At 73.0% G+C, this 23,401-nt stretch carries 22 protein-coding genes; 11 read left to right on the plus strand and 11 right to left on the minus strand.

Annotation, left to right across the window (positions count from 1 at the left end; genetic code table 11):
* Positions 1 to 45: 45 nt before the first annotated feature.
* From Cba03nite_RS33910 to Cba03nite_RS33925, 4 genes are all read left to right on the plus strand, one after another.
* Positions 46 to 2,085: a ThuA domain-containing protein gene (locus Cba03nite_RS33910; protein ID WP_239126226.1), complete on the plus strand. Its 2,040-nt coding sequence runs from the start codon at positions 46 to 48 to the stop codon at positions 2,083 to 2,085.
* A gap of 152 nt (positions 2,086 to 2,237) precedes the next feature.
* The gene (locus tag Cba03nite_RS33915) at positions 2,238 to 2,993 is read left to right on the plus strand and encodes a DUF6745 domain-containing protein (protein WP_203755398.1); all 756 of its coding nucleotides are present in this window, start codon (positions 2,238 to 2,240) and stop codon (positions 2,991 to 2,993) included.
* Between the two features lie 134 nt (positions 2,994 to 3,127).
* Positions 3,128 to 3,625: an Imm61 family immunity protein gene (locus tag Cba03nite_RS33920; protein WP_203755399.1), complete on the plus strand. Its 498-nt coding sequence runs from the start codon at positions 3,128 to 3,130 to the stop codon at positions 3,623 to 3,625.
* Positions 3,626 to 3,744: 119 nt separating this feature from the next.
* Positions 3,745 to 4,290, plus strand: a complete 546-nt coding sequence (locus Cba03nite_RS33925; protein ID WP_203755402.1) for an EF-hand domain-containing protein — start codon at positions 3,745 to 3,747, stop codon at positions 4,288 to 4,290.
* Positions 4,291 to 4,398: 108 nt separating this feature from the next.
* Here Cba03nite_RS33925 and Cba03nite_RS33930 read toward each other — a convergent pair whose 3' ends face one another.
* A complete protein-coding gene (locus tag Cba03nite_RS33930) occupies positions 4,399 to 5,598 on the minus strand; it encodes an MFS transporter (protein ID WP_239126220.1) in 1,200 nt (399 codons plus the stop codon).
* Between the two features lie 191 nt (positions 5,599 to 5,789).
* On the opposite strand from Cba03nite_RS33930, the gene Cba03nite_RS33935 reads away from it, so the two are divergent.
* Positions 5,790 to 6,302 carry a hypothetical protein gene (locus Cba03nite_RS33935; protein WP_203755406.1) on the plus strand — a complete coding sequence of 171 codons (513 nt, stop codon included), beginning with the start codon at positions 5,790 to 5,792 and terminating at the stop codon, positions 6,300 to 6,302.
* Positions 6,303 to 6,350: 48 nt separating this feature from the next.
* Here Cba03nite_RS33935 and Cba03nite_RS33940 read toward each other — a convergent pair whose 3' ends face one another.
* Positions 6,351 to 6,935: a hypothetical protein gene (locus tag Cba03nite_RS33940; protein WP_203755409.1), complete on the minus strand. Its 585-nt coding sequence runs from the start codon at positions 6,933 to 6,935 to the stop codon at positions 6,351 to 6,353.
* 2 nt (positions 6,936 to 6,937) lie between these two features.
* Positions 6,938 to 7,609 (minus strand): class I SAM-dependent methyltransferase, encoded by a 672-nt coding sequence (locus tag Cba03nite_RS33945; RefSeq protein ID WP_203755411.1) that lies wholly within the window; start codon positions 7,607 to 7,609, stop codon positions 6,938 to 6,940.
* A gap of 132 nt (positions 7,610 to 7,741) precedes the next feature.
* Here Cba03nite_RS33945 and Cba03nite_RS33950 point away from each other — a divergent pair, with 132 nt between their 5' ends.
* A complete protein-coding gene (locus tag Cba03nite_RS33950; RefSeq protein ID WP_239126221.1) occupies positions 7,742 to 8,527 on the plus strand; it encodes a TIGR03089 family protein in 786 nt (261 codons plus the stop codon).
* A gap of 69 nt (positions 8,528 to 8,596) precedes the next feature.
* The gene (locus Cba03nite_RS33955) at positions 8,597 to 8,740 is read left to right on the plus strand and encodes a hypothetical protein (RefSeq protein WP_203755413.1); all 144 of its coding nucleotides are present in this window, start codon (positions 8,597 to 8,599) and stop codon (positions 8,738 to 8,740) included.
* Between the two features lie 75 nt (positions 8,741 to 8,815).
* Here Cba03nite_RS33955 and Cba03nite_RS33960 read toward each other — a convergent pair whose 3' ends face one another.
* Both Cba03nite_RS33960 and Cba03nite_RS33965 read right to left on the minus strand, forming a co-directional pair.
* Positions 8,816 to 9,880 (minus strand): dipeptidase, encoded by a 1,065-nt coding sequence (locus tag Cba03nite_RS33960; RefSeq protein ID WP_203755415.1) that lies wholly within the window; start codon positions 9,878 to 9,880, stop codon positions 8,816 to 8,818.
* Positions 9,877 to 11,178 (minus strand): amidohydrolase family protein, encoded by a 1,302-nt coding sequence (locus Cba03nite_RS33965; protein ID WP_203755424.1) that lies wholly within the window; start codon positions 11,176 to 11,178, stop codon positions 9,877 to 9,879. Before Cba03nite_RS33965 ends, Cba03nite_RS33960 begins: the two co-directional genes overlap by 4 nt.
* Before the next feature lie 81 nt (positions 11,179 to 11,259).
* On the opposite strand from Cba03nite_RS33965, the gene Cba03nite_RS33970 reads away from it, so the two are divergent.
* Together Cba03nite_RS33970 and Cba03nite_RS33975 are read left to right on the plus strand one after the other, a co-directional pair.
* On the plus strand, positions 11,260 to 12,024 hold the full coding sequence (locus Cba03nite_RS33970) for an IclR family transcriptional regulator (protein WP_203755426.1): 765 nt from the start codon (positions 11,260 to 11,262) through the stop codon (positions 12,022 to 12,024).
* Positions 12,021 to 12,962 carry an ornithine cyclodeaminase family protein gene (locus Cba03nite_RS33975; protein WP_203755428.1) on the plus strand — a complete coding sequence of 314 codons (942 nt, stop codon included), beginning with the start codon at positions 12,021 to 12,023 and terminating at the stop codon, positions 12,960 to 12,962. Before Cba03nite_RS33970 ends, Cba03nite_RS33975 begins: the two co-directional genes overlap by 4 nt.
* Positions 12,963 to 12,968: 6 nt before the next feature.
* Here Cba03nite_RS33975 and fdhA read toward each other — a convergent pair whose 3' ends face one another.
* Complete coding sequence (fdhA, locus tag Cba03nite_RS33980) at positions 12,969 to 14,171, minus strand: formaldehyde dehydrogenase, glutathione-independent (protein ID WP_203755431.1); 1,203 nt, start codon at positions 14,169 to 14,171, stop codon at positions 12,969 to 12,971.
* Between the two features lie 166 nt (positions 14,172 to 14,337).
* Here fdhA and Cba03nite_RS33985 point away from each other — a divergent pair, with 166 nt between their 5' ends.
* Complete coding sequence (locus Cba03nite_RS33985; protein WP_203755433.1) at positions 14,338 to 17,256, plus strand: RNA repair domain-containing protein; 2,919 nt, start codon at positions 14,338 to 14,340, stop codon at positions 17,254 to 17,256.
* A 6-nt stretch (positions 17,257 to 17,262) separates the two neighbouring features.
* On the opposite strand, the gene Cba03nite_RS33990 is transcribed toward Cba03nite_RS33985, so the two are convergent.
* From Cba03nite_RS33990 to Cba03nite_RS34010, 5 genes are all read right to left on the minus strand, one after another.
* On the minus strand, positions 17,263 to 18,117 hold the full coding sequence (locus Cba03nite_RS33990) for a universal stress protein (RefSeq protein WP_203755436.1): 855 nt from the start codon (positions 18,115 to 18,117) through the stop codon (positions 17,263 to 17,265).
* A 172-nt stretch (positions 18,118 to 18,289) separates the two neighbouring features.
* Positions 18,290 to 19,177, minus strand: a complete 888-nt coding sequence (locus Cba03nite_RS33995) for a GNAT family N-acetyltransferase (protein ID WP_203755439.1) — start codon at positions 19,175 to 19,177, stop codon at positions 18,290 to 18,292.
* A 119-nt stretch (positions 19,178 to 19,296) separates the two neighbouring features.
* Entirely contained in the window at positions 19,297 to 20,373 is a 1,077-nt protein-coding gene (locus tag Cba03nite_RS34000; protein ID WP_239126222.1) for a DUF3103 family protein, read from the minus strand.
* Between the two features lie 164 nt (positions 20,374 to 20,537).
* The gene (locus Cba03nite_RS34005) at positions 20,538 to 21,725 is read right to left on the minus strand and encodes an RtcB family protein (RefSeq protein WP_203755445.1); all 1,188 of its coding nucleotides are present in this window, start codon (positions 21,723 to 21,725) and stop codon (positions 20,538 to 20,540) included.
* Between the two features lie 65 nt (positions 21,726 to 21,790).
* Entirely contained in the window at positions 21,791 to 22,414 is a 624-nt protein-coding gene (locus tag Cba03nite_RS34010) for a PadR family transcriptional regulator (protein WP_203755448.1), read from the minus strand.
* A 53-nt stretch (positions 22,415 to 22,467) separates the two neighbouring features.
* On the opposite strand from Cba03nite_RS34010, the gene Cba03nite_RS34015 reads away from it, so the two are divergent.
* On the plus strand, positions 22,468 to 23,352 hold the full coding sequence (locus Cba03nite_RS34015; protein ID WP_203755450.1) for a CE1 family esterase: 885 nt from the start codon (positions 22,468 to 22,470) through the stop codon (positions 23,350 to 23,352).
* The last annotated feature ends 49 nt before the right edge of the window (positions 23,353 to 23,401 follow it).

A 23,401-nucleotide genomic window follows, 5' to 3' on the forward strand; every position in this document is an offset into this window, starting at 1 on the left:
AAGCCCGTGCTGGGCGCGGCCGCGGCCGCGCTCACCGTCGTGGCGATGACCGCGTGCCCGGCGGCCGCCGCCGACGCCCCGTACGACGTGCTGGTCTTCTCCAAGACCGCCGGCTTCCGGCACGACTCGATCGCCGTGGGCACCCAGGCCATCCGTGACCTGGGCGCCGCCAACAGCTTCACCGTCACCGCCACCGAGGACGCGAACGCGTTCACCACCGCCAACCTGGCCCAGTACGAGGCCGTCGTCTTCCTGAACACCACCGGCGACGTGCTCAACGACACCCAGCAGGCTGCGTTCGAGAGCTACATCCGCTCGGGCAGAGGCTACGTGGGCGTGCACGCCGCCGCCGACACCGAGTACGGCTGGGCCTGGTACGGCAACCTGGTCGGCGCGTGGTTCGCCTCGCACCCGGCGATCCAGCAGGCCAACGTCAAGGTCGAGGACCGCGGCCACGCCGCGACCGGGCACCTGCCGCAGACCTGGACCCGCACCGACGAGTGGTACAACTACCAGACCAACGCCCGCTCCACCGCGCACGTGCTGGCCACGCTCGACGAGTCGTCGTACACCGGCGGCGGCATGGGCGCCGACCACCCGCACGCCTGGTGCAAGGCGTTCGACGGCGGCCGCTCGTTCTACACCGGCGGCGGCCACACCCAGGCCTCCTACAGCGAGGCGAACTTCCGCAACCACCTGCTCGGCGGCATCCGGTACGCGGCCGGGCGCAGCAAGGCCGACTGCCGCCCCGAGACCGGCTACACCGCGATCTACAACGGCTCGACCACGGGCTGGTCGCAGGCCGGGCCGGGCAGCCTGACCAACTCCGACGCCACCCTGACCACGGTCGGCGGCATGGGCCTGTACTGGTACAGCGCCAAGCAGTACACCTCCTACTCGCTCAAGCTGGACTGGAGGCTCACCGGCGACTCGAACTCCGGCGTCTTCATCGGCTTCCCGGCGTCGACCGACCCGTGGTCGGCGGTCAACAACGGCTACGAGATCCAGATCGACGCCACGGACGCCGCCGACCGCACCACCGGCGCGGTATACACGTTCCAGTCGGCCAACATCGCGGCCCGCGACGCGGCGCTCAACGCCGCCGGCGAGTGGAACACCTACGAGCTGCTGGTCGAAGGCGAGCGGCTGCGCATCTACCTCAACGGCTCGCTGATCAACGATTTCACCAACACCAACCCCGCCCGTGACCTGGCCGGCTACATCGGCATCCAGAACCACGGCGCGGGCGACACCGCCGCGTTCCGCAACATCCGGATCAAGGAGCTGAGTGCCCCGCCGACCGGTGACGTGACCGTGCAGGCGGAGTCGTTCAGCACCCAGAGCGGCGTGCAGGCGTTCACCAAGGCGGGCGCGAACAACGGCCAGACGCTGGGCTACATCGAGCCGGGCGACTGGGCGTCGTACAGCAACGTGAACGTCGGCGGCGCGACCACCTTCCGGGCGCGGGTCGTGTCCGGCGGCGCGGGCGGCGGCATCCAGGTCCGCACCGGCTCCACGACCGGGCCGATCCTCGGCACGGTCGCGGTGCCCAACACCGGCGGCTGGAGCACGTTCGCCAACGTGCAGACCACGCTGACCGGGGTGCCGTCGGGCAACGCCAACGTGTTCCTGACGTTCACCGGCACCGGCACCGGCCTGTTCGACGTCGACGACTTCACCTTCGTGAAGACCGCGACGCCGGGCGTCGGGCCGATCAAGGGCCTGGGCGGCAAGTGCCTCGACGTCCGCAGCAGCGGCACCGCCGACGGCACCCAGATCCAGATCTACACCTGCAACAACTCGACCGCGCAGACCTGGACCCGCAACGGCCAGACCCTGCGCGCCCTGGGCAAGTGCCTCGACGTGTCCGGCGGCGGCAGCGCCAACGGCACGAAGATCCAGCTGTGGACCTGCAACGGATCCGGCGCGCAGAACTGGACCTACCAGACCAGCGACCAGACCCTGCGCAACCCGCAGTCGGGCAAGTGCCTCGACGTCTCCGGCAACAACTCCGCCGACAGCACCGTCGTCCACCTCTGGCAGTGCATCGCCGGCGCGGCCAACCAAAAGTGGACCCTGCCCTAACCAGCAAGGAAGGGCACCTTCTTAACGCTATACGTTGTAGAAGGTGCCCTTCTTAACGCCGCACCGTTAATCCGTTGCCCACGCCTCGGGCGCGCTGCCATCATCGTCGCCATGATTACCGCTGTACGAAAGGGCGTGCGCGCCCTCGCTCGATGAGCGCCCCGCGGCACCAGCGTGCCGCCTCCTGGCAGCGAGCGGCCGAGATCCGCGACGAGTGGGCGGCCCACGGGATCGCCTGCGGCCCGGCCGACCGGGCCCTCGCCGAGGACGCCGTCACCCGGCTCTACCACCGCATCGGCCGCCCCCGGCCGGAGTTCACGTGGGTCCGCTCGCCGCACGAAGCCCAGTCCCTCGTCACGCACCTGCCCACGCTGCAGGACCTGTACCGCTGGGTGAAGCATCCGCCCGTAGGGGAGCGGCCACCGCTGGCCAGCGACCTCGCCGCCGCCCTGTCCCACCTGCGCGGGGCCATGGACGACCGCATCAGCACACCGTGGTTCGATCCGAAGCCGCCCAAGCGGGAGAAGGACAAGCCGTGGCCCGACCAGGCGCCCGATAAAGCGCTGGACTTCGGCATCCCGTTCGTCGACATCATGCGCCGCCACGTGCGGGACACCCTGTACGCGCGGCTCGCCCACGGGTTCTACCTGCCCGGCAGGCGGTCTCTGGGCGCGCCGGGCCCGGTCTGCTGGTACGGCCAGCAGGAGGCGCACTGGATCGCCTACTACGACGCCTGGCGCCGCACGGGCCTGGCCGCCTACGGCTCCACACTCGACACCGAGCTGGACAACTGGCAGACGCTCGCCCGCAACGCGGGCTGGTTCTGGCCCGACGAGCACCGCTGCGTCATCTCCGAACGCCCCACCCACGGCACCACCTTCCCCGACGGCTGGACGATCACGCCGTAGCCGGTGCAGTTTCGGGGAAACTGCACCTTCGGCACCGCCGATTCGTGCAGTTTCCCTGAAACAGGGGGCAACGGATCGTCCAACCACGGCGGGGTACGGTGTCCGTCAAGATCCGGATTGGTGGGAGTGTGGGCGTGCGCGATTTCCTGGACGACGAGCGGCTGCGGGCATTCGGGGAGCCGGCGCGGATCACGGTGTGGCCCCACGAGGGCGCGCTGCTGTGCATCGGCGACCTGGAGACGCTGCTGCGGATCGTCGAGCGCGACGGCTGGTGCCACGTGGAGAAGCAGGACCGCGGCGGCCAGTGGCGGGAGCTGATGCGCACTGAGCAGCTCGCGGTGGCGCGCCGGTTCGTGCTGTGGGAGGTCGGCGGCTGGGTGCGGTCGGCGGCGAACCGGGGCCTGGCCACGCGCTCGCCCGAGCCGGAGCTGCGGGCCGGGTTCACGCTGACCGAAGACGGCGATGAGGTGGTGCTGAGCTGGCACGAGGCCGGGGCGGCACGGTCGGCCCGCATGCTGGGCGGCATCTGGCGATCCAAGGCCGTCCGCTTCTCGGCGTACGCCGATCTGCCGGAGGACGCGATCCTGGCGCGGTTCGGCGGGCCGCCGGTGACCGGCTTCGGCGCACGCTGACCGGTCGCGGAAGAGTCTGCCGGACGGAGGGCCGGCCGGGGAAGCATTTGCACCCGACCGGATGAAGACGGTTTGCCCGATATCGACAGCTCGCCAGGACAAACCCTAGATTTCCGGACATGGCTACGGAGATGCAGCTACGCAAACTGGACAAGGCTTTCAGCCACCTGGACGCCGACGGCAGCGGTTTCGTCGAGCGGCAGGACCTGAACAACCTCGGGGTACGCCTGCTGGCGAACTTCGGTACCGCGCACGACGCGCCCAAGGCGCAGCGCATCGCCGAGGACTTCGCGCTCTTCTGGCAGGAGCTGGCCAAGGCGCTCGACGTCGACCAGGACGAGCGGCTCACCCAGCAGGAGTGGCGGCAGGGCATGACCTCGGCGTTCGTGCACGGCGACGCCTTCGACCGCAGCTTCCGGCCCGGGGCGCTGGCGGTGCTGCAACTGGCCGACACCGACGACGACGGGCGAGTCAGCCGGGACGAGTTCGCCGCGATGCAGCGCGCGTTCGGCACCCCGGCCGGTGAGATCAACCTCGCGTTCGACAGGCTCGACGCCGACGAGGACGGCTACCTCACCATCGACGAGCTGATGGTCGGGGTACGCCAGTTCTACATCGGCGCCGACGAGACGGCGCCGGGCAACTGGTTCTTCGGCACCGTCTGACGTCGGCAGGATCAGCGCTTCGTGCCATGATCTGCGCTGGGACCGCAGATCATGGCACGAACTCGTGATCTCGACGGGCGGCTCGCGGAGGGCCGCCGGGGTCGGGGGTCAGGTGCGCTTGAGGTGGCCGAGGCCGCCCGTGGCCGCCAGGTAGGCCGCGATCAGGGCGGCGGCGAGCACGACCAGCGACGGCCCGAGCGCCTCGACGCCGGCCGCGCCCATCACGACACCGATCAACGCGGGGATGATCGAGCCGCCGAGACCGGCTCCCGCCATCTGCAGCCCGATGGTCCGGTCGGCATGTGCGGCACCCACCCGCTCGGCCGTGAGAAGCGTGAACATCGGGAACACGGCAGCGGCGGCGAAGCCGATGACCATGAAGCCGAACGCGGCCAGCCAGCCCGGCCCCGGGATCGCGACCAGCACCGCACCGGCCGCCATACCGCCGATGGACCAGACCACGACCCGGCCCGGCATGAACCGGTGCGCCGCGAAACCCTGCAACACCCGGCCCGCGAACAGGCTGCCCCAGTACAGCGACACGCACACGCCCGCCGCCGCGTCGCCCATGCCGCGCCCCTCGGTGAGCAGCTGGTACGCGAACAGACCGGCCGCCACCTCCAGCGCGACGTACACGGCGATGGTCAGCACGCTGAACCAGACCTTCGGCAGCTTGAGCGTGTCCCGTGCGCGGACCGGCCCGGCGTGGACCTCGTGCGGGTGCGTCTCGTAGGCGGGGCGCTGCGCCCACTGCCGCGCGGTCAGCACGAACGCCAGCGCCAGTGCGGCCTGCCCGGTGGCGACGAGCAGGTAACCCGGCCGCCACGCGTCGGCGTACTGGATGGACGCGGTCATGATGAGCGGCCCCATGGCCACGCCGAGCCCGAAGAACGCGTGCAGCCAGTTCATGTGCCGAGGACCGAAGGCCGAGGCGGCGTACGCGTTCAGGCCCGCGTCGATCGCGCCGCCCGCGAAACCGGCCGCCAGCGCGGCGACCATGGTCACCCCGATCGCGGGGGAGAGGCCGTAGCCGAACAGGGCTGCGCTGGCCAGCGCGGTGCTGCCCGCGAGCAGCCGCCCGACGCCCAGCTTGGACAGCACGAACCCGGCCGTCACGCTGGACACCAGGTAGCCGCAGGTGGCCGGGATGAGCAGCAGACCGATCGTCTCGCGTCCCACGTTCAGGTCGGCGCTCATCGACGGCCAGGCCACGCCGAGCAGACCGTCCGGCAGCCCGAGGCTGATGAACGCGAAGTAGGCCAGGACCAGCAGGGACATGCGCACGGGGGTGACTGTGGGAGCGCTCACCCAGTGATCATGCCTCATTGCGCCGCCCTGCGGCCTCCGGGCTCGGGGCGGTGCCGGTGCGCGGGGTACAACTTGTGAGTTGTACCCACAACTCAGAAGTTGTGGCCCGCCGGGAAGAAGGTCCGGCTCGGCGGCTTGGCCTAAGGTTGGCCGCGGGCGGACCGGCCGGGTGCGCAGGAGGGTGCGAGACCGTGGAGGACGCTGAGCGGGTGGCCGCGTCGCTGACGGCGTGGCTCGGCACGGTGACGTTCGAGGACCGGGACGCCGACCAGGTCACGGACCTGCTCGTGCAGTCGGCGCTCGCGTGGGGCGCCGCGCAGGGCTGGCGGGTGTATCGCCGGGCGCGTAGCGTTGCGCAGCTGCCGCCGCCTTACGCCGACCGGCACTCCTGGGTCGACGTCGGCATCGCGCGGCAAGGGCTGCCGCCGATCGTGGTCGAGGTCGACCAGTCCGACCGCAAGCGCACCCTGGAGAAACTCCAGGCCGAGGCCGCGCAGGGCCGGGTCGCCCTCTGGCTGCGCTGGGGCACCGGACCCTTCCACCACCCGCCCGCCCCGGTATGTCTGGTGGCCTATCAGGTCACCGCCCGCAAGGACGCCACCGGCAGGCGAACCTTCGGGACACCGGCCGCCGAGCGGCCCGCACCCGTGCACAGCGGCGTGGAGCTGGGCGACGCGGATCAGGGCGACCTGTTCGCGTCTTAGGCGGCCGACGGGCGGCGTCCCCCCAGTGCGTCGTCAGTGACGGTGGTGCTACGCGGCGGGATCCGGTGCGTAGAGCCCGAGCGAGGTGACGTCCTCGATCAGTGTGGGGTCGACGCTCCATGCTCCGGCCACGCGCATCACATCGGTCTCGTCGGGGACGGTGCGCCACCAGGCGTCCCAGCCTTCGTCATCGAGCGAGTCAGGATCATGCGGGTAGGGCAGCGTCGCCTTGCCGAGGGCGCGTTCGACGTCGGTGGGCTCACCCCCGAAGTGGTGCAGCTCGCCGTCGCCGACGCTGTACGCCCGCAGCACCCGGCCGTCCCGTGCGTGTGCCCAGGCCGCGTAGCCGACGCCGCGATGCGTGCCGAAGAACTGGACCTCGCCGAGAACGGTGCTCAGGCTGGACAGCCTGCCCGGGAATCCGGCGTAATCGCTGATGAGCGGCAGGTGCCGGCCGTGCGCCAGCGTCCAGCCCGCCACCGGGCCGCCGACGTAGACGCCCTGGCCGTAGGCGCGGTCCGTGCCGTCCTCCCAGGCCATCAGCTGTAGACCGGTCAGGCCGAGGGCCGCCGCGACGTCGGCGGCGGACCGGTCGCGTACCGCGATCCAGACGGTCTTGTACCCGATGGCCATGACTACTCCTTCGTCGCGGCGAAACCTAACAGGTCAGGTACACCGCCACCGCCCGCTTCGGCGACGCGCTCCAGGCGCAGGCCCGCGTCCATGACCGCATCGAGCAGATCCGCGAGCGGTATGTGCCAGCCGCCGACCCGGGCCCGCACGCCGTTCGGGTTCCAGGTCTCGTAGCTGTGCGCGCGGTCGGCGTAGCGCTGGTCGACGACCACGCGCGGCGCGCCGCTCCAGTCGGCGAAGGTGCCGATGAAACACGGGTGCACGCCCAGGTGCACGAACCGGCCGCCGGGTCGCAGCACCCGGGCCACCTCCCGGATCACGGCGGCATAGTCGGGCACGTCGGTGCTGGCCAGGACGCATATCGCGGCAGGCAGGCAGCCGCCGGCGAACGGCAGCGCGGCGGCGTCGCCGAGCACCGACGGCAGCCGGGCGGCGGCATGACGCAGCTGCCCCGCGGACAGGTCGACGCCGATCGGGGTCCAGCCCAGCGCGGCGACGGTGCGCGCGTGCGCGCCGGTGCCGCAGCAGACGTCGAGGCAGACCCCGTCACCGGGCCCGAGCAGGCCGGCGAGCGTGTCGTGGACCCGTCGCAGGTAGCCGCCCGCGGCGGGTGACATGTAGTCGTTGTACCAGTCGGCGTGCGCGTCGTACGCGGCGGTCGTTCCGGTCCCCATGCTCCGACGGTAGGCCGGGTAGACCGAGGCGGCCGCCCCGTTCGCTCAGGGCATGCGTCGGTGACATGGACGTCCAGGTCGGCGGAGTAGGGTGCCCGGCGTCCCGGTCGGACCAGAGCAAGGAGCGCGCGTATGAACACGACCACCGTCCCGCACGTACCGGCGCTGCTGGGACACGGGGGGCTCGCCGGGACCGAGGCGCCGCTGCTGACGTACTGCGACGACGCGACCGGCGAGCGCGTCGAGCTGTCCGCGTCCGCGCTGGCGGGCTGGGCCTCGCGGACGGCCGCGCTGCTGCACGAGGGCTGCGGGCTGGGCGCGGGCAGCCGGATGGCGGTGCTGCTGCCGCCGCACTGGCAGACCGCGGCCGTGCTGCTCGGTGCCTGGTCGGCGGGGATCGCCGTGTCGTTTCGGCTGGCGGCGACGGCAGGGCTGACCCCGGTCGGCGACGAGACGGGGCCGCTGGACGCGGTGTTCGCCGCGCGCAGCCGGATCGGCAGCTGGCTGGAGGACGTGCCGGAGGCGCCGCACCGGTTCGCGCTCGGACTCGCGCCGGATGGCGCGCCGCTGGCCGAGGTGCCCGACGGCTACCGGGACTTCATCGCCGAGGTGGCGCGGTACACCGACAGCCTGCCCGGATACGCGCCGGTGCGGCGTACGGACGCGGCGAGCGCGGACGGCACCACGTTCCGGGAGTGGGGCGGGGTGGCGCACGGCCTGACCGAGCTGATCGACCTGCGCCCCGGCGAGCGGCTGCTGGTCGACGCGGGCCGCTACGAGCATCCGGTGCAGTGGCTGCTCACGCCGCTGGCCGCCGGTGCGTCCGTCGTGCTGTGCGCGAACCTCGACCCGTCCGGCCTGCACGCCCGCGCGGCGGCCGAGGGCGCCGACCGCGTCCTGGGCGTCGGTCGGGCGTAAGCGCGGCCGGACAGCCGGGTGCGGTCGGGCTCCAAGCGTCAGGCAGCCACGCCTGGAGAAGGTGCCGCCGTGCCCTGCCACGACCTGATGGAGCCCGTGCGCGCCATGAGGTCCGTGGCGAAGCACACCACGCGATACGCGGGGTCGTCCCACTGCTCCTCGGTCGGCAGCACGTACGACGTGCCGATGTGGGCCGCGGCGGCGGGCGCGTAGCTGCGCAGGAGGTCGGCGCAGCGCTCGCTCCAGCCCTCGCGCCTCGGCGCTCCGTCGGCGTTTCGGAGGATGAGGTCAGCTCCAGATGCGGTCGGCGTAAGCGAGGAAGTTGGCACCCATGATCTTCTCGATGCGGGTCGAGGAGAGACCGCGCTGCTCCAGCAGGCGGATGAGCTTGTGGAACTGGTCCACGCCGCGCAGGTCCTCGACGAACGGGAAGGTGTCGGCGCGCTCGCCGGCCGCGCCGACCCCGGCGGCCTGCCGGTGGGCGACGTGCTCGGCGAGCCGCGCCCGGTACGCGTCGAGGTCGTCGATCGAGGTCACCGTCCCGTCGGTGCCGATGCCGACGGCGTCCTCGCCGCACACGTTCACCGCGTGCAGGATGTGCTCGACGACGTCCTCGGCGCGGGCGTGTCCCGTCGCGTTGACGAACGGCATGAAGTAGATCCCGACGAACCCGCCGCGCTCGGCGACCAGGCGCAGCTCCTCGTCGGTCTTGTTGCGGGGCAGGTCGACCAGGGCACGGCAGCCGGTGTGGTTGATGGACACCGGCAGCGTGGCCAGGCGGGTGGCCTCCAGGCAGGTGTGCTCGCCGCTGTGCGACAGGTCGACCATGATGCGGCTGTCGCACAGCGCTTCGACGACCTCGCGCCCGAACGCGGTCAGCCCGCGGTTCTCCGGTGCCATGGAGCCGTCGCCGAGGTGGTTGGCCTGGTTGTAGGTGAGCTGGATGACGCGTACGCCCAGGTCGTGGAACTGCTTGACGCGGGTGAGGTCGTCGCCGATGGCGACGGCGTTCTGGAAGCCGTAGATGATGCCGACGCGGCGGTCGCGGCGGGCGGCGCGGATGTCGTCGGCGGTGAGCACCTTGACCAGGTCGCCCGGGTTGTCCGCGATGATCCGGTCCCAGATCTCGATCTCGCGCAGCGTGTGCGGGTAGGGCTCGGCGTCGCCGAGGGTGTACCCGAGGGTGATGTTGACGGCGGTGAGGCCGGAGGCGTGCGCGTCGGCGATGGTGCGGGCGTCGATGGTGAGGTCGTCGCTGTCCTGGCTGAGCTTGTGCGCGGCGGCCAGGGAGTGCTCGGCGTTGGGGTTGTCCAGGATGCCCAGCGCGTTGATGATCATGTAGTCGGTGCTCATCGTGCGTCCTCGGTGTAGTCGGCCCGGTCGAAGCGGTGCCCGCGCTTCACGGTGTACTCGATGGTGCTGAGATTGGCCAGGTCGGCGGTGGGGTCGGCGGCCAGCACCACGAAGTTGGCGAGCTTGCCCGGCTCGACGGTGCCCATGTCGGCGAGCGCGCCCGCGCTGATCGCGCCGGTGCGGGTGGCGCAGACGAGCACCTCGGCGGCCGGGATGCCGCAGCGCTCGGCCAGGTAGCGCAGCTCCAGGTGCAGCGACGGGAACGGCTCGTCCGGCTCGGTCTCGTAGTCGGTGCCGGTCGCGAGCAGGACCCCCGCACGGTACGCGTCGGCGGTGAGCTTGGCCGACAGCGTGTCGTTGGCCGCGGCGCGGGCCTTGGCGTCCGCGTCGCCGGCCTGCTCGCCGAGGAACGTCCACATGCTCGCGGTCGCGTCGAGCACCGTGCCGCGCTCGCGCATCGCCGCGTAGAGGGCGTCCAGCCGCGGGTCGCCGTCACCCGTGAGCCGCTCGACGTCGAGCAGAGGCTTCGTCTTGTACGAGGTCAGCGGCTCGTCGGCGGCCTCCTGCGCGATGAGCGTGATGTGCGAGACGGCGTCCACGCCCGCGGCCACCACCTCGCCGGGCGTGGCCGGGAACGTGGCGGCGTGCGCCCAGACGCCGATGCCCTGCCGTTTCGCCTCGGCGGTGATGGCGGCGACGAGGTGCGCGGGCAGCTCGGCGTACACCTTGATCGCCTTGGCGTGCGTGCCGCGGGCCAGCGCGACGGCCATGACCAGGTCGGTGTCGTCGTCGATCGCCTGCATCCACGGCACGTGGCCGGGGGTCTCGCCCTGCGACACCTGCCAGGTGCGCGGGTCGTCGAAGAAGCCGGGCCCGGCCATCAGCGCGGCGTAGTGGATGTCGGGGCCGGGGATCTCGCCGACCAGGGTGCCGCGGGTGAGGTCGGCGATGTGGCGCAGGTCGTCGGCCATGTCGCGGATCGCGGTGACGCCCCCGTAGACCTGGCGGCGCAGCGCCGCCTCGGCCGCCTCGCGGTTGGGTGGGGTGGCCAGGTGCTGGTGCGCGTCGATCAGGCCCGGGATGACGCACCGGCCGGCCAGCTCGACGACCCGCGCCCCGGCGGGGACCTCGGCGTCGGGGCCGACGGCGGTGATACGCGCGCCGTCGACCGTGATCGACATGCCGGGGCGGGCGGGCGCGCCGGTGCCGTCGAACAGGGTCGCGCCCCGGTACACGGTCACGGTGCCGGTGGCGGGTGGGGCATACGGCGTGGGCGCGGGCTCGTCCAGGTGGGCCATCGGTGCTCCCTTGTTACAGCTGTTGTAACGTCTGTATCGTTCATCGCAACGTCTTTCGCACTGTACCCCAGGAGGCGATCCGTGCCGAGATCCGCCAGCACGGCGGTCGACAAGGCCCTCGACCTCATCGAGGCGGTGGCCCGCGCCGACCGCCCGCTGCGGCTGGGCGAGCTGGCCCAGGCCGTGGGCCTGCACCGGGCCACGGCCTACCGGGTGCTGCTCGACCTGGTCCGGCGCGGCTGGATCCTGCGCGCGGGGGAGCACTACCTGCCCGGCGTGGTCGCGCTGCAGGTGTCGCGCGCGGCGGCCACCCGTTCGCTCGGGGCGCTGTGCCGCCCGGTGCTGGAGGCGCTGGCCGAGCAGACCGGGCTGATGGTGAACCTGCAGGTGCTGGAGGCCGACCGGTCCCGGGTGATCGACGTCGTGCGCCCGCCGCGCCTGGCGATGATCAGCGACCTGCTCGGTGAGGCGCTGCCCGTGCACCGGTTCGCCGGGGCGCTGGCGCTGGTCGCGCAGCTGGACGAGGCCGGTCGCGCGCCGTATCTCGCCGTCGCCGAGGCGGCCGGGCATCCGCTCGGCGAGCTGCGCGCCGACCTCGACCGCGTACGCGACACCGGCTTCGCCGTCGAGCGCGGCCGCAACGACAAGGTGATCGCCTCGGTGAGCCGCGCGGTGACCAGCGCCAAGGGCGGCCCGCTGTGCGCGGTGACCATCGTCGGGCCGGACACCGAGTTCGGCCCCGAGCGCCTGCCCGAGCTGGAAGAACACCTCGCCGCAGCCACCGCGCGGCTGGCGGCGGAACTCGCCGCGCCGGACGGCGCCGCCCTGCGGGAGGGCCGCCGATGAGCCGGGTGCTGGTGCTGGACAAGGAGCAGACCCGGGGCGGGCTCGACCCCGGGCGGGTGCTCGACGCGGTGGCCGCCGCGCTGGTCGCGCTGAGCCGGGGCGAGGTGTCCGCGCCGCCGCGCATCGCCGCCGTGGCCCCCGCCGGGCTGCTGGGCGCGATGCCCGCGTACGTGCCCGGTCTCGGCCTGGCCGCCAAGCTGGTCTCGGTGTTCGCCACCCCGGGCGCGTCCGGGCGCAGCAGCCACCGCGGCCTGGTCGCGCTGTTCGACCACACCGACGGCCGCCCGCTCGCGCTGCTGGACGCCGAGCCGATCACCGCCGTACGCACCGCCGCCTCCGCGACGCTGAGCCTGCGCGCGCTCGCCCCCGACGCGCGGCGCGTCGCCGTGATCGGCACCGGCGTGCAGGCGTCGGCGCAGGTCGCACTGCTCGCCGCGCTGCACCCGGCGCTGCCGGTGACCGTCGGCGCGCGGGACGGCGGCCGGGCCCGCGCGCTGGCCGCCACCCACCCGGACGCGAGCGCCGCGTCCATCGAGCAGGCGGTGCGCGGCGCAAACGCCGTGTTCTGCTGCACCGGCGCGACCACGCCGGTCTTCCCCCGGGGCTGGCTCGGGGAGGGTGCGCACGTCAGTTCCGTGGGCGGCTCGCACGGGCACGAGCTGGACCGCGACGTGATCATCGATGGCACGCTGTTCGCCGAGTGGCCGGGCGCGGCGGCCGCCGCGCCGCCCGCCGGGGCGTACGAGCTGCAGGACGTCGACCCGCAGCGGGTGACCCTGCTCGGCGCGGTGCTGGACGGGCGCCACCCCGGTCGCGTGGACCGGGGTGGGCTGACGGTGTTCAAGTCGACCGGGCACGGCGCGCTCGACGTGGCGGCCGCGTCGGTCGTGCACGCCTGGGCCCGTGACCAGGGCGTGGGTACGGCGGTGGACCTGTAGCGGCGGCTACACGCCCGCGCCGGCCAGCATCTGGTTCGGGTCGAGGACGTACTTGCTGGCGGCGCCGTGGTCGAAGTCGCTGTATCCCTTCGGTGCCTCCTCCAGCGGCAGCACGGTGGCGTGCACGTTGCGGGCGATGTGCACCCGGTCGTGCAGGATCGCCATCATCAGCTGCCGGTTGTAGCGCTTGACCGGGCACTGGCCGGTGGTGAAGCTGTGCGACTTCGCCCAGCCCGTGCCGATGTTCACCCGTAGGCTGCCGACCTTCGCCTCCTCGTCCTTGCCGCCGGGGTCACCGGTGACGTACAGGCCGGGGATGCCCAGCCGGGCGGCCGGGCGGGCGATCGTCATGATGTCGTTGAGCACGGTGGCCGGCTCCTCCTCGGCGTTCTGCCCGTGCCCGCGCGCCTCGAAGCCGACCGCGTCGACGGCGGCGTCGACCTCCGGCTCGCCGGTGATCTGCTCGATCATCTCGGGCAGCGAGGCGCCGCTGGTCAGGTCGATGGTCTCGCAGCCGAAGCTGCGCGCCTGGGCCAGCCGCTGCTCGTTGAGGTCGCCGACGATCACGATGGCCGCGCCCAGCAGCTGCGCCGACGTCGCCGCGGCGAGCCCGACGGGTCCGGCCCCGGCGATGTAGACGGTGGAGCCGGTGGTCACGCCCGCGGTGTAGCAGCCGTGGTAGCCGGTCGGGAAGATGTCGCTGAGCATGGCCAGGTCCAGGATCTTCTCCATGGCCCGGTCCTTGTCCGGGAACTTCAGCAGGTTGAAGTCGGCGTACGGCACCAGCACGTACTGGGCCTGCCCGCCGAACCAGCCGCCCATGTCCACGTACCCGTACGCCGCGCCGGCGCGGGCCGGGTTCACGTTGAGGCATACGCCGGTGTGGCCCTCCATGCACATGCGGCACCTGCCGCAGGCGATGTTGAACGGCACCGAGCACAGGTCGCCGACCTTGATGTACTCGACGTCCGAACCCACTTCCACGACCTCGCCCGTGATCTCGTGGCCTAGGGTCTGGCCCTCCGGGGCGGTGGTGCGGCCGCGCACCATGTGCTGGTCGCTGCCGCAGATGTTGGTGGCGACGACCTTCAGGATCGCGCCATGGTTGATCTTGCGGTGCTGCTCCTCGAGTTCCAGCTTCGGGTAGTCGAGATCCTCGACTTCGACGTGCCCGGGGCCGTGATAGACGACGGTCTTGTTACCCGACATCGTGGTCACCCCCATGTCCGGGCCGGCCGGGTGCGCCGGCCTCCGTCTCCATCTTCGCAGCTCAGTAGCCTCAACAGCGATTCGCGGAGGCGGAAATCCGGTGGGCCGGGGCGCGCGGGCGGCTCATACTCGTAGCCGGTCATCGGCGAGGGGACGGCGGGTCGGCGTGTTCACCAGCGAGCAGATCTACCACCGCGTGCGCTGGGACCCCCGGTTCGACCCCGAGCGGTTCGTGCTCGGCGTACAGCAGCGCGGCGCGGCGCCCAAGCGGGTCCCGCTGCCCGCGTTCACGCCCGGCGGCGACATCCCCTGGCACCGCATCCTGTTCGTCGAGGCCGACGGCGAGGTGGTCTGGGACCGGGCGGCCGGCATCGACCGCCTCGACACCAGCGCGGCGGGCCGCGTCCGCGAGCAGCGGCTGCTCCCGGCGCCGTTCTTCACACCGCGTACGCCGCACGCCTGGGACCCGTCCCGCGGCTGGGCGCCCGCGGCGTCCCCGCAGCCCGGCCCCGGGCCGTCCCGGCTGCGCGTGGTCACCTGGAACACGCTTTGGGACCGCTACGACCGCGACCGCATCGACACCGCGCGCCGCCGCCCCCTGCTGGTCGCCGCCCTGGAGGCGGCCGACGCCGACGTCATCGCACTTCAGGAGGCCGAGCCCGGCCTGCTCGACCTGCTGCTGCGCCAACCGTGGGTCCGCGAGCGCTACACCCTGGCCGGGGACCCGGCCGACCCCGCCGATCTCGACGGCGGCGGCCTGCTGCTGCTCAGCCGCCTGCCGGTGCGCGAGGCGGGCTGGCACCGGCTCGGCCCGCACAAGGCCGCCGCCGCCGTCACGGTCGACACCGCGGCCGGGCCGCTGGTCGTCGCGGCGACCCACCTCAGCAGCGACCGCTCCGGCGAGGCCGTCCAGCGGCGGCAGGCGGAGCTGACCGCGCTGGCCGAGGGCCTGTCCGGGATCGGCGCGGACCTGGTGCTCGCCGGCGACTTCAACGACGGCGGCCCCGCCCCGACCGCGATGCTGGGCCTGGCCGACGCCTGGTCACAGGTGCACGGCCCGGCCGACGACACGCCCACCTTCGACCCGGGCGTCAACCCGCTGGCGGCGATCTCGTCGCTGTCCGGCCAGGCCCGGCGGCTGGACCGGGTGCTGCTGCGCGGCAGGCTCCGGCCCGATACGGCGGTGCTGCTCGGGGACCGGCCCGAGCCGGACGGGCTGTTCCCGTCCGACCACTTCGGGCTGGCCGTGGAGCTGTCCTGCGGGGGCGGCATGGACGTGCTCGACGTGGCGGCGACCGCGCGCACCGCGCTGGCGTGGCTGCCGCCGCAGCGGCTGTGGCCCGCCCTGCAGGAGCTGCGCCGGGCGCACGACCCGTCGTTCCACCGCTGGCCGCCGCACGTGAACGTGCTGTTCGGCTTCGTGCCCGAGGCGGGCTTCGAGGACGCCGCGCCGCTGCTGTCGGCGGTCGCCGCCGAGGTCGCCCCGTTCGCGGTACGCCTGGACGGGGTGCACACGTTCGGCCACCGTGACGACGCGACCGTCTGGCTGGACCCGGCCGCCGCCGGGGAGGAGCCGTGGTCCCGGCTGTGGAGCCGGCTGATCGAGCGGTTCCCGCGCTGCCGGGGCCGGGCCGAGGGCTTCACCCCGCACCTGACCCTGGGCCGCGCCAAGGACCCGCAGCGCGTAGCCGAACTCTGCGCCGCCCGGCTGAGCGCATCATCCGCTCAGGTGGGGGAGCTGGCACTGCTGTCGCGCCGGGGTGACGAGCCGATGCGTGTACGGGCGGTGCTGACCCTCGGCACCGGGCAGCTGCGCTGGCTGCCCGACGACCCTGCCGGCGAGGCGAGCGGCAGCGTCCATACCGGCGCGGGGGGCAACCCAGAAGTTGCCGGCGCATCTCCTGGGTTGCGGCCGCCCCGCCATGGCACACGGATCGGTGAGCGAGCGGCGTCGAGCGACCGCGCCGCCGGTACAGCCGTTGCGGTCGTCGATGCGCTGAGGTCAGCGCTGGGCGGCGGTGCGGTGCACGTGACCGGGTCCCGGCGGATGGGCTGCGAGCTGCCCGGCGCGGATCTGGATCTGGTGGCGGTGCTGCCCGGCACGGTCAGTGCGGCCGAGGTCGCCACAAGGGTCGCGGGAGCGCTGCCGGCCGTGGCGGGACTGCGTGAGGTCACAGGGGCACGAGTGCCGGGACTGCGGTTCACGGTCGGGGAGCTGGACGTCGATCTGGTGGTGGTGAGCAGCAGCGGAATCGCTCCGGCCGAGGCTGTGGCGCGGCGCGAGGAGCTGGGCGAGGCCGCGGCGGTCGCGCTGAGCGCGGTCAGCGACGCCGACGCGGTACTGAACATGCTCGGCGACCGCGACGGCACCCAGTCTGCGTTCGTGCTGCTGGCGCGGCAGGTCAAGGCGTGGGCGCGGGCGCGCGGGCTGGACGCGGCGCCGTTCGGCGGACTGCCGGGTCTGGCCTGGTCTGTGCTGGCGGCGCGGACCGTGGCCGGGCTGCGCGATCCGCTCCCCGAGCCGATGGAACTGCTGCGCCGCTTCTTCGAGGACTGGGCGGGCTGGGACCGGCGGCAGCCGGTGACGCTGTCCGGCGACGTGCCGGGCGGGTGGCCCGAGGGCACGGTGCTGACGCCGAGCGCCCCGGTGCGCTCGTGCAGCGCCCAGCTCGGGCAGGGCGGCCTGGACCTGCTCGAACAGGAGCTGTACCAGGCGTGGGAGGTGCTGGACGCGGCTTCGCGTACGGGCGCCGACCCGTGGCCACAGCTGCTCGCCGCGCCGCCGCTGCACCGCCGCCACGGCGCATGGGCGGTGGTCACCGTGCGCGGCGACGAGGAGCTGCACGGCCGGGTGCGCGGCCGGATGCGGGCGCTGCTGACCGCCCTGGAGGAGCTGGGCGTGACCGATGCGCATGCCTGGCCCCGGCCGTTCACCACCGGACCGGTGACCCGGTACGCGGTGGGCCTGGGCCGTACCCCGCCGGACGCGGCCACGCTGGCGGCGGCGGCCGCACGCTGGTCCGCCGGCCTGCCCGGGGTCGGCGTCGAGCGGGCCGACAACGGCGCGGTGCCGACGCTGCGCTGATCCGCCTCACTCGTGCACGACCACCACCGGGCAGCCCGCATGGTGGACCAGGGCGTGGCTGACCGAGCCGAGCATCAGGCTCGCGAACCCGCCCCGGCCCCGGCAGCCGACGACGACCGTCTCCGCCCCGGCCGACGCCTCGACCAGGGCTCGCGCGGCCGTCTGCTTCAGCACGAGCTTGCGTACGTCGACCTCCGGGTAGCGCGACAGCCAGGGCGCGAGCGCGTCGTTGAGCACCATCCGGGCCCGGACCTCCAGCGCGTCCTGCGCGTCGAGCCCGGCGGTGGCCTCGCTGAGCGAGCCGACCCAGGTGTGCAGCACGGTCAGCCCGATGCCGTGCAGGCTCGCCAGCTCGAACGCGACCCGGGCGGCGGCCGCCGAGCGCGGTGAGCCGTCGACGCCCAGCACGATGCGCCTGCCCTCGTCCGGATCCGGGGCGGTACGCGGCCGGATCACCGCGACCGGGCAGGTGGCGTGCATGGCGGTCTGCAGGCTGGTGGAGCCGAGCAGCAGGTCGTGGAAGCCGCCGTGGCCGCGGCTGCCGACGGCGAGCAGGGCGGCCTCCTTCGCCTCGCGGATGAGCCCGTGCGCCGCGTCGTCGCAGACGATGGCCGTGGTCGCGGGGACCTGCCGCGCCGCGGCCAGCTCCCGGGCGCCGGCCAGCAGGTCGTCGCCGAACGTGGTCACCTCGTCGGTGAGGTAGCCGTACGCGCCGCGCGGGCCGGGGGAGTCGACCACGTAGACGAGCCGCAGCGGCGCGCGGCGCAGCCTGGCTTCCTCGATCGCCCAGTCCAGGGCGAGATCGGAACAGGGTGAGCCGTCGACGCCGACGACGATCGGGGCGGGCAGCGTGGTGTTCATGGGGTCACCTCCGGCGGTGTCAGGCCGTGTCATGCCGATCCGCGGCGGGTCCCGCCAGCTCCAGCCTATACGTCCGCGCAGGTCGCGGCATGTTCGGCCGCACCCGTACGGGATCTCATGAATCTAAATGGATGACGTACATCCTGGAGGGTCGGGGCAGGATGGCGCAAGGTCATGAAAGTGAACAATGTAGCGGTTTGCGGAAGCGCGGCAGCCGCTGCTCGATCCGGTAACCGGACCGCTCGTAGAGGGCGACCGTGTGGTGCGGGTTCTCCGCGACGGTCCGGATCACCGCGGTCCGCGCGCCGTGCTCGCGCATCGTGGTGAGGCTGCGGGCCAGCAGCGCCGAGGCCAGACCCCGCCCCCGGTACGCCGCCCGCACCGCGACCCACGGCGAGTCGACGCTGCCGTCGTCCTGGCGCTCGTTGACGATCAGCCCGGCCACCTCGTCACCGTCCCAGGCGACCACCCACAGCCCGGTGTCGCGCGCGTCGGCCAGGTATTCGTCGTAGCCGACGGGGACGAACCCGTGCCGGTCGCCCGCGAAGCACTCCTCGATCGCGGCGTGGATCGCCGGGTGGTGCTCGGCCCGCACCGGCCGCAGCCGCAACCCGTCCGGCAGCGGCGGGATCGGCACGGCGTCCACCGGGCGGCTCAGCCGCACCACGGTGAAGGCGACCTGGTATCCGTGGTCGCGCAGCAGCTCCTGGGCATCGGTGTGGCCCTCGTCGGCGTTGCCGCCCAGCACCGCCTGGGGCACCGCGGCACCGAGCGCGGCGGCGCCCGTCTCCTGGCGGCGCAGCATCGCGGTGGCGTGGCCCCGGCCGCGATGGGCGGGATGCACGCAGCCGGTCACCAGGAACATCTCGGTGCCGTCCGACTCGGACCACCGGTCGAGCCGGCTGTAGCCGACGACCTGACCGCCCTCGACGGCGACCAGCCCGGACGTGCCCAGATCGGCCGGGCCGGGCAGGGACACGTCGCCGTCCACGGTGCGGGCCGCGTGCCACACCCGGTCGAGCGCATCATCGTCGCTTCTCGCGTACGCCCGCAGTTCCATGCCCTCGCACGCTACCGCCGCCGCTGCCCCGGCCCCCGCACATTTCTCCCCGCGCAGCCCACACCGGTGCGCCGACGTGGTACGGCCCGCCCGCCGAGGTGGGCGGGCGGGCCGCCCGGTCACAGTTCGGCGACCCAGTACGGGCCGACCTCCAGCCAGCCGTTCCCGGCGGCGCCGTTGAGGCGGCCGCTGCTGCCGGTGGACAGGGTGTACCACGAGTCCACATAGTCGGGGTCGTCCGTCCACCAGGACGTCGGGATCGCCGACAGGATCGGGTCGACCAGCGGGATGTACACCCCCAGGTCGAAGATCGTCAGTAGCGCCGTGGCGATGGCCGAGGCGAGCTGCTGGTAGTTGGTGTCGCCGTCGTCCTCCATCATCACGACGTCGGCGAGGTTGTACTTGTAGGCCGAGAAGTGGACGAGCAGCTGGTTGGGGTAGTACGTGGTGCCGTCGTGGTCGAGGTAGGGCATCTGCACGATGTCGACCTTGGCCTTGCCGTCGAGGCCGAACCCGCCGACGATGCTGTAGATCTCGGCCGCGCCCTTGATCCAGGGCTCCTCGTCGTCGGACAGGCGCACCGCGTTGACCTTGGTGGCCCAGTAGCCTCCGGCGCGGGTGGCGGTGCCGGTGACGCCCTTGCGGGCGAGTTCCCGGCGCACCACGTCCAGGCCCGCGGGCATGGCTTTGGCGACGTCCACCTCGATGACGATCACGGGCTGCGCGGGGGCCCGCCGGGCGTCGAGCAGGACCCGCCGGCCGTCGGGGGCGTACGCGACGACCGCCGCGTCCTCGTCGTCATCCGGTGCGGCCGCCACCAGCGGGGTCGCGCCGGAGGCGAGCGCCGCGCGCATCCCGTCGGCGGCCAGCCGGGCGCGGACCAGCGAGCCGGTGGACTCGGGCAGGCCCTTGGCGGTGCGTACGGCACGGTCGGCCGCCTGGGCGCGGCCGGTGAGGGCGGCGCCGGCCCGCAGCGTGGACAGGTCGACCGGTCCGGTCAGCAGCGCGGCGCCGAGCCGGTCGCGGACGGCGTGATCGGACAGCGAGCCGGCCACCTGCCGGGCGAGCGTGTCCAGGGCGGACGCCACGCCGGAAGCCGGGGCGGCGGGGGCCGGCGCGGCCGTGGCGGGTATCGCGGGCAGCGTGACGGCGACGGCCGTGCACAGGGGCAGGAGAAGGCGGCGCAGAGCGCGCATGGTGAAACTCCCCATCCGATCCGCCGCTCGTGGCGAAGGATCTCACGCATCTAAATGGATGCGCCTATGGTGAGCCTGTCCGGTTGGCGCTGGCAAGGGTGCAAAGGTTAAGAAGGGCACCTTCATCTACGCATAGCGTTAAGAAGGTGCCCTTCCTTTTGTGGTCAGCCCTTGACGCAGACGATCTGCTTGAGGCGGGCGACGACGGTGACCAGATCGGACTGCTGGGCCATGACCTCGTCGATGTCCTTGTACGCCGCCGGGATCTCGTCGACCACGCCGCTGTCCTTGCGGCACTCCACGCCCCGGGTCTGCTCGGCCAGGTCCTTGGCGCTGAACTGCTTGCGGGCCTGGGTCCGGCTCATCCTGCGCCCGGCCCCGTGCGAGGCCGAGTGCAGCGACTCGGCCGAGCCGAGCCCCCGCACGATGAACGACGAGGCGCCCATCGAGCCCGGGATGATGCCGAGGTCGCCCCGGCCGGCGCGGATCGCGCCCTTGCGGGTGACCAGCAGCTCCTGCTTGTCGTGGACCTCCTCCGCGACGTAGTTGTGGTGGCAGGAGATCTCCGGCTCGAACTCGGCCTTCTTGAACTGCCGCCGCACCACGTCACGCAGCAGCGCCATCATCACCGCGCGGTTGCGCCGGGCGTAGTCCTGCGCCCAGAACAGGTCCCGCCGGTAGGCGTCCATCGTGGGCTCGCCGGTGACGAAGACGGCCAGGTCCGGGTCGGCCAGGTCGGCGTTGTGCGGCAGGTCCTTGGCCTTGGCGATGTGGTACTGCGCCAGGTCGTTGCCGATGCCGCGGGAACCGGAGTGCAGCATCAGCCAGACGCGGTCCTCGCCGTCCAGGCACACCTCGATGAAGTGGTTGCCGCCGCCGAGGGTGCCGAGCTGCTGCATGGCCCGGCCCTTGCGGCGCAGCACGTGCTGGGCCGACAGGTCGTCGAAGTCGGTCCAGAAGCGGTGCCAGCCGCGCAGCCCGGTGTTCAGGTGGTCGACGTCGACCGAGTGCTTGTGCAGGCCGAGGCCCACCGGCACGGCCTTCTCGATCTCCGCGCGCAGCTTGCCCAGGTCTTCGGGCAGCTGGTGGGCGCGCAGCGACGTCAGCTGGGCGGTCATGCCGCAGCCGATGTCGACGCCGACCGCGGCGGGCGCGACCGCGCCGCGCATCGCGATGACCGAGCCCACCGTCGCGCCGATGCCGACGTGCACGTCGGGCATGACCGCGACCGAGTGGGTCCACGGCAGGCCGGCGACGTTGCGCAGCTGCTCCATGGCCCGTTCGTCGACGCCCGCGGGATCGGCCCACAGCCGCAGCGGCGCCGTGGTGCCGGTGATGGTCTGGAATGGCATGTGGTGTGTCCCCCCGTAGTCGGTGCCGACACAGGAGTGTGCCGAGCCCGGCACCTTTCGACCACTCAATATCCATTGTCCCGCGGCGCGGGCGGGTGGGGGTAGGGCACCGGCGCGCCGCCGTCCAGCGACGCGGCGAGCCAGGCTGACCAGCGCTGCACGACGCGCTGCGACTCCAGGCCCATGAGCAGCACGGCGTAGTTGCCGAACCGGGGGTGCGCCGGGTCGTCCATGCCCTGGGCGCGCATGTCCGCGGCGTCCTGCTCGTACTCGGCCAGGGTGCGCGCGGCCTGCGCGGCGAGGCCGCCGTACAGCGCCGCCATCGCCGCCGGGTCGCCGCTGTTGGCCGCGTACGCCTTCAGCGTGATCTCGCTGCGCGGCTGCGCCACGGGCGGCACGACCAGCCAGGCCCGCAGCGCGGCGAGCCCATCGGGCGTCAGCTCGTACGTCTTCTTCGCGCGGGGACCCGGTCCGGCCTCCTCGGCGGCGCGCACCCACCCGGCGGCCGCGAGCCGGGCCAGCTCCGGGTAGATCTGGCTGTGCTTGGCCGTCCAGAAGTGGCCGATCGGCGCCTTCACCCTGCTCGCGAGCTGGTAGCCGGTCGCCGGGCCGCGGGTCAGCAGGGAGAGCAGCGCATAGCCCAGCGTCGAACCGGCCGTTGCCGAATCGTCACCGTCGCGGGCTCCCATGGCGCCTCCTTGCTATGTAACTTTTGACATGTCAACTCTGACATATTCGCGACGTGAGACAGGGGTCCGCCGTGAAACGCGTCATCGCCCTCGCGGGCATCGTCACCGTACTCAGCGCCTGCGGTCCGGCCACTCCGGCACCGCCGTCCCCGGCGGCGAGCCCGGCGCTCAGCCTGCCCGCCGAGCAGCCTGGCCCCGGCGATCACCAGCTGGCCATGGCCCACGACGGGGTCCGGCGTGACTTCACGCTGCACGCGCCCGCCGCGTACCGGCCGGGCCTGCCGGTGGTGCTGGTGCTGCACGGATACGGCAGCGACAGTGCCGGGGCCGTCCGGCAGAGCGGCCTGAACGCGGTCGCCGACCGGGCCGGGTTCCTCGCCGTCTACCCGCAGGGCCTGGGCGGCGCGTGGGATCCGGGCGCGGGCGGGCCGACCGGCGGCGACGTCGGCTTCCTCGCCGCGCTGGCCGATCACCTGGTGACCGTCTGGGGTGCGGACCGGACCAGGGTGTACGCCGCGGGCTTCTCGGCCGGGGCAGCGTTCACCTACCGGCTGGCCCGCGAGCTGCCCGGCCGGTTCGCGGCGATCGCGCCGGTCAGCGGCCGGATGGACAACGTGCCGGCCTGGCGTACGCCGCTGGGCGCCGGCAACGCGGTGTCGGTGGTGACCTTCCAGGGTGGGCGCGACCAGATGGCGGCCTCCTGGGACGGCACCAACGAGGCGTGGTCGGCCGCGGCCGGATGCGGCACGCCGAAGGCCGCCGCGGTGGGCAACGCGCAGGGCAGCGCCGAGCGGCGGGTCGCCACCTGCGCCAACGGCGCCGAGCACGTGGTCTTCGCCATCCCGGCGATGGGCCATGAGTGGCCGAACGCGACGGAGCACCCGGTTGCCGCCTCCGAACTCATGTGGGAGGTCTTCTCCCGGCACCGCCTGCCCTGAGCCGTCCCGCAGGAAAGGGGCGCGCCCGAGTAACGGATCTTCGCTATCC

Origin of the sequence: Catellatospora bangladeshensis (genome assembly GCF_016862575.1) — a bacterium.
GTDB lineage: Bacteria > Actinomycetota > Actinomycetes > Mycobacteriales > Micromonosporaceae > Catellatospora > Catellatospora bangladeshensis.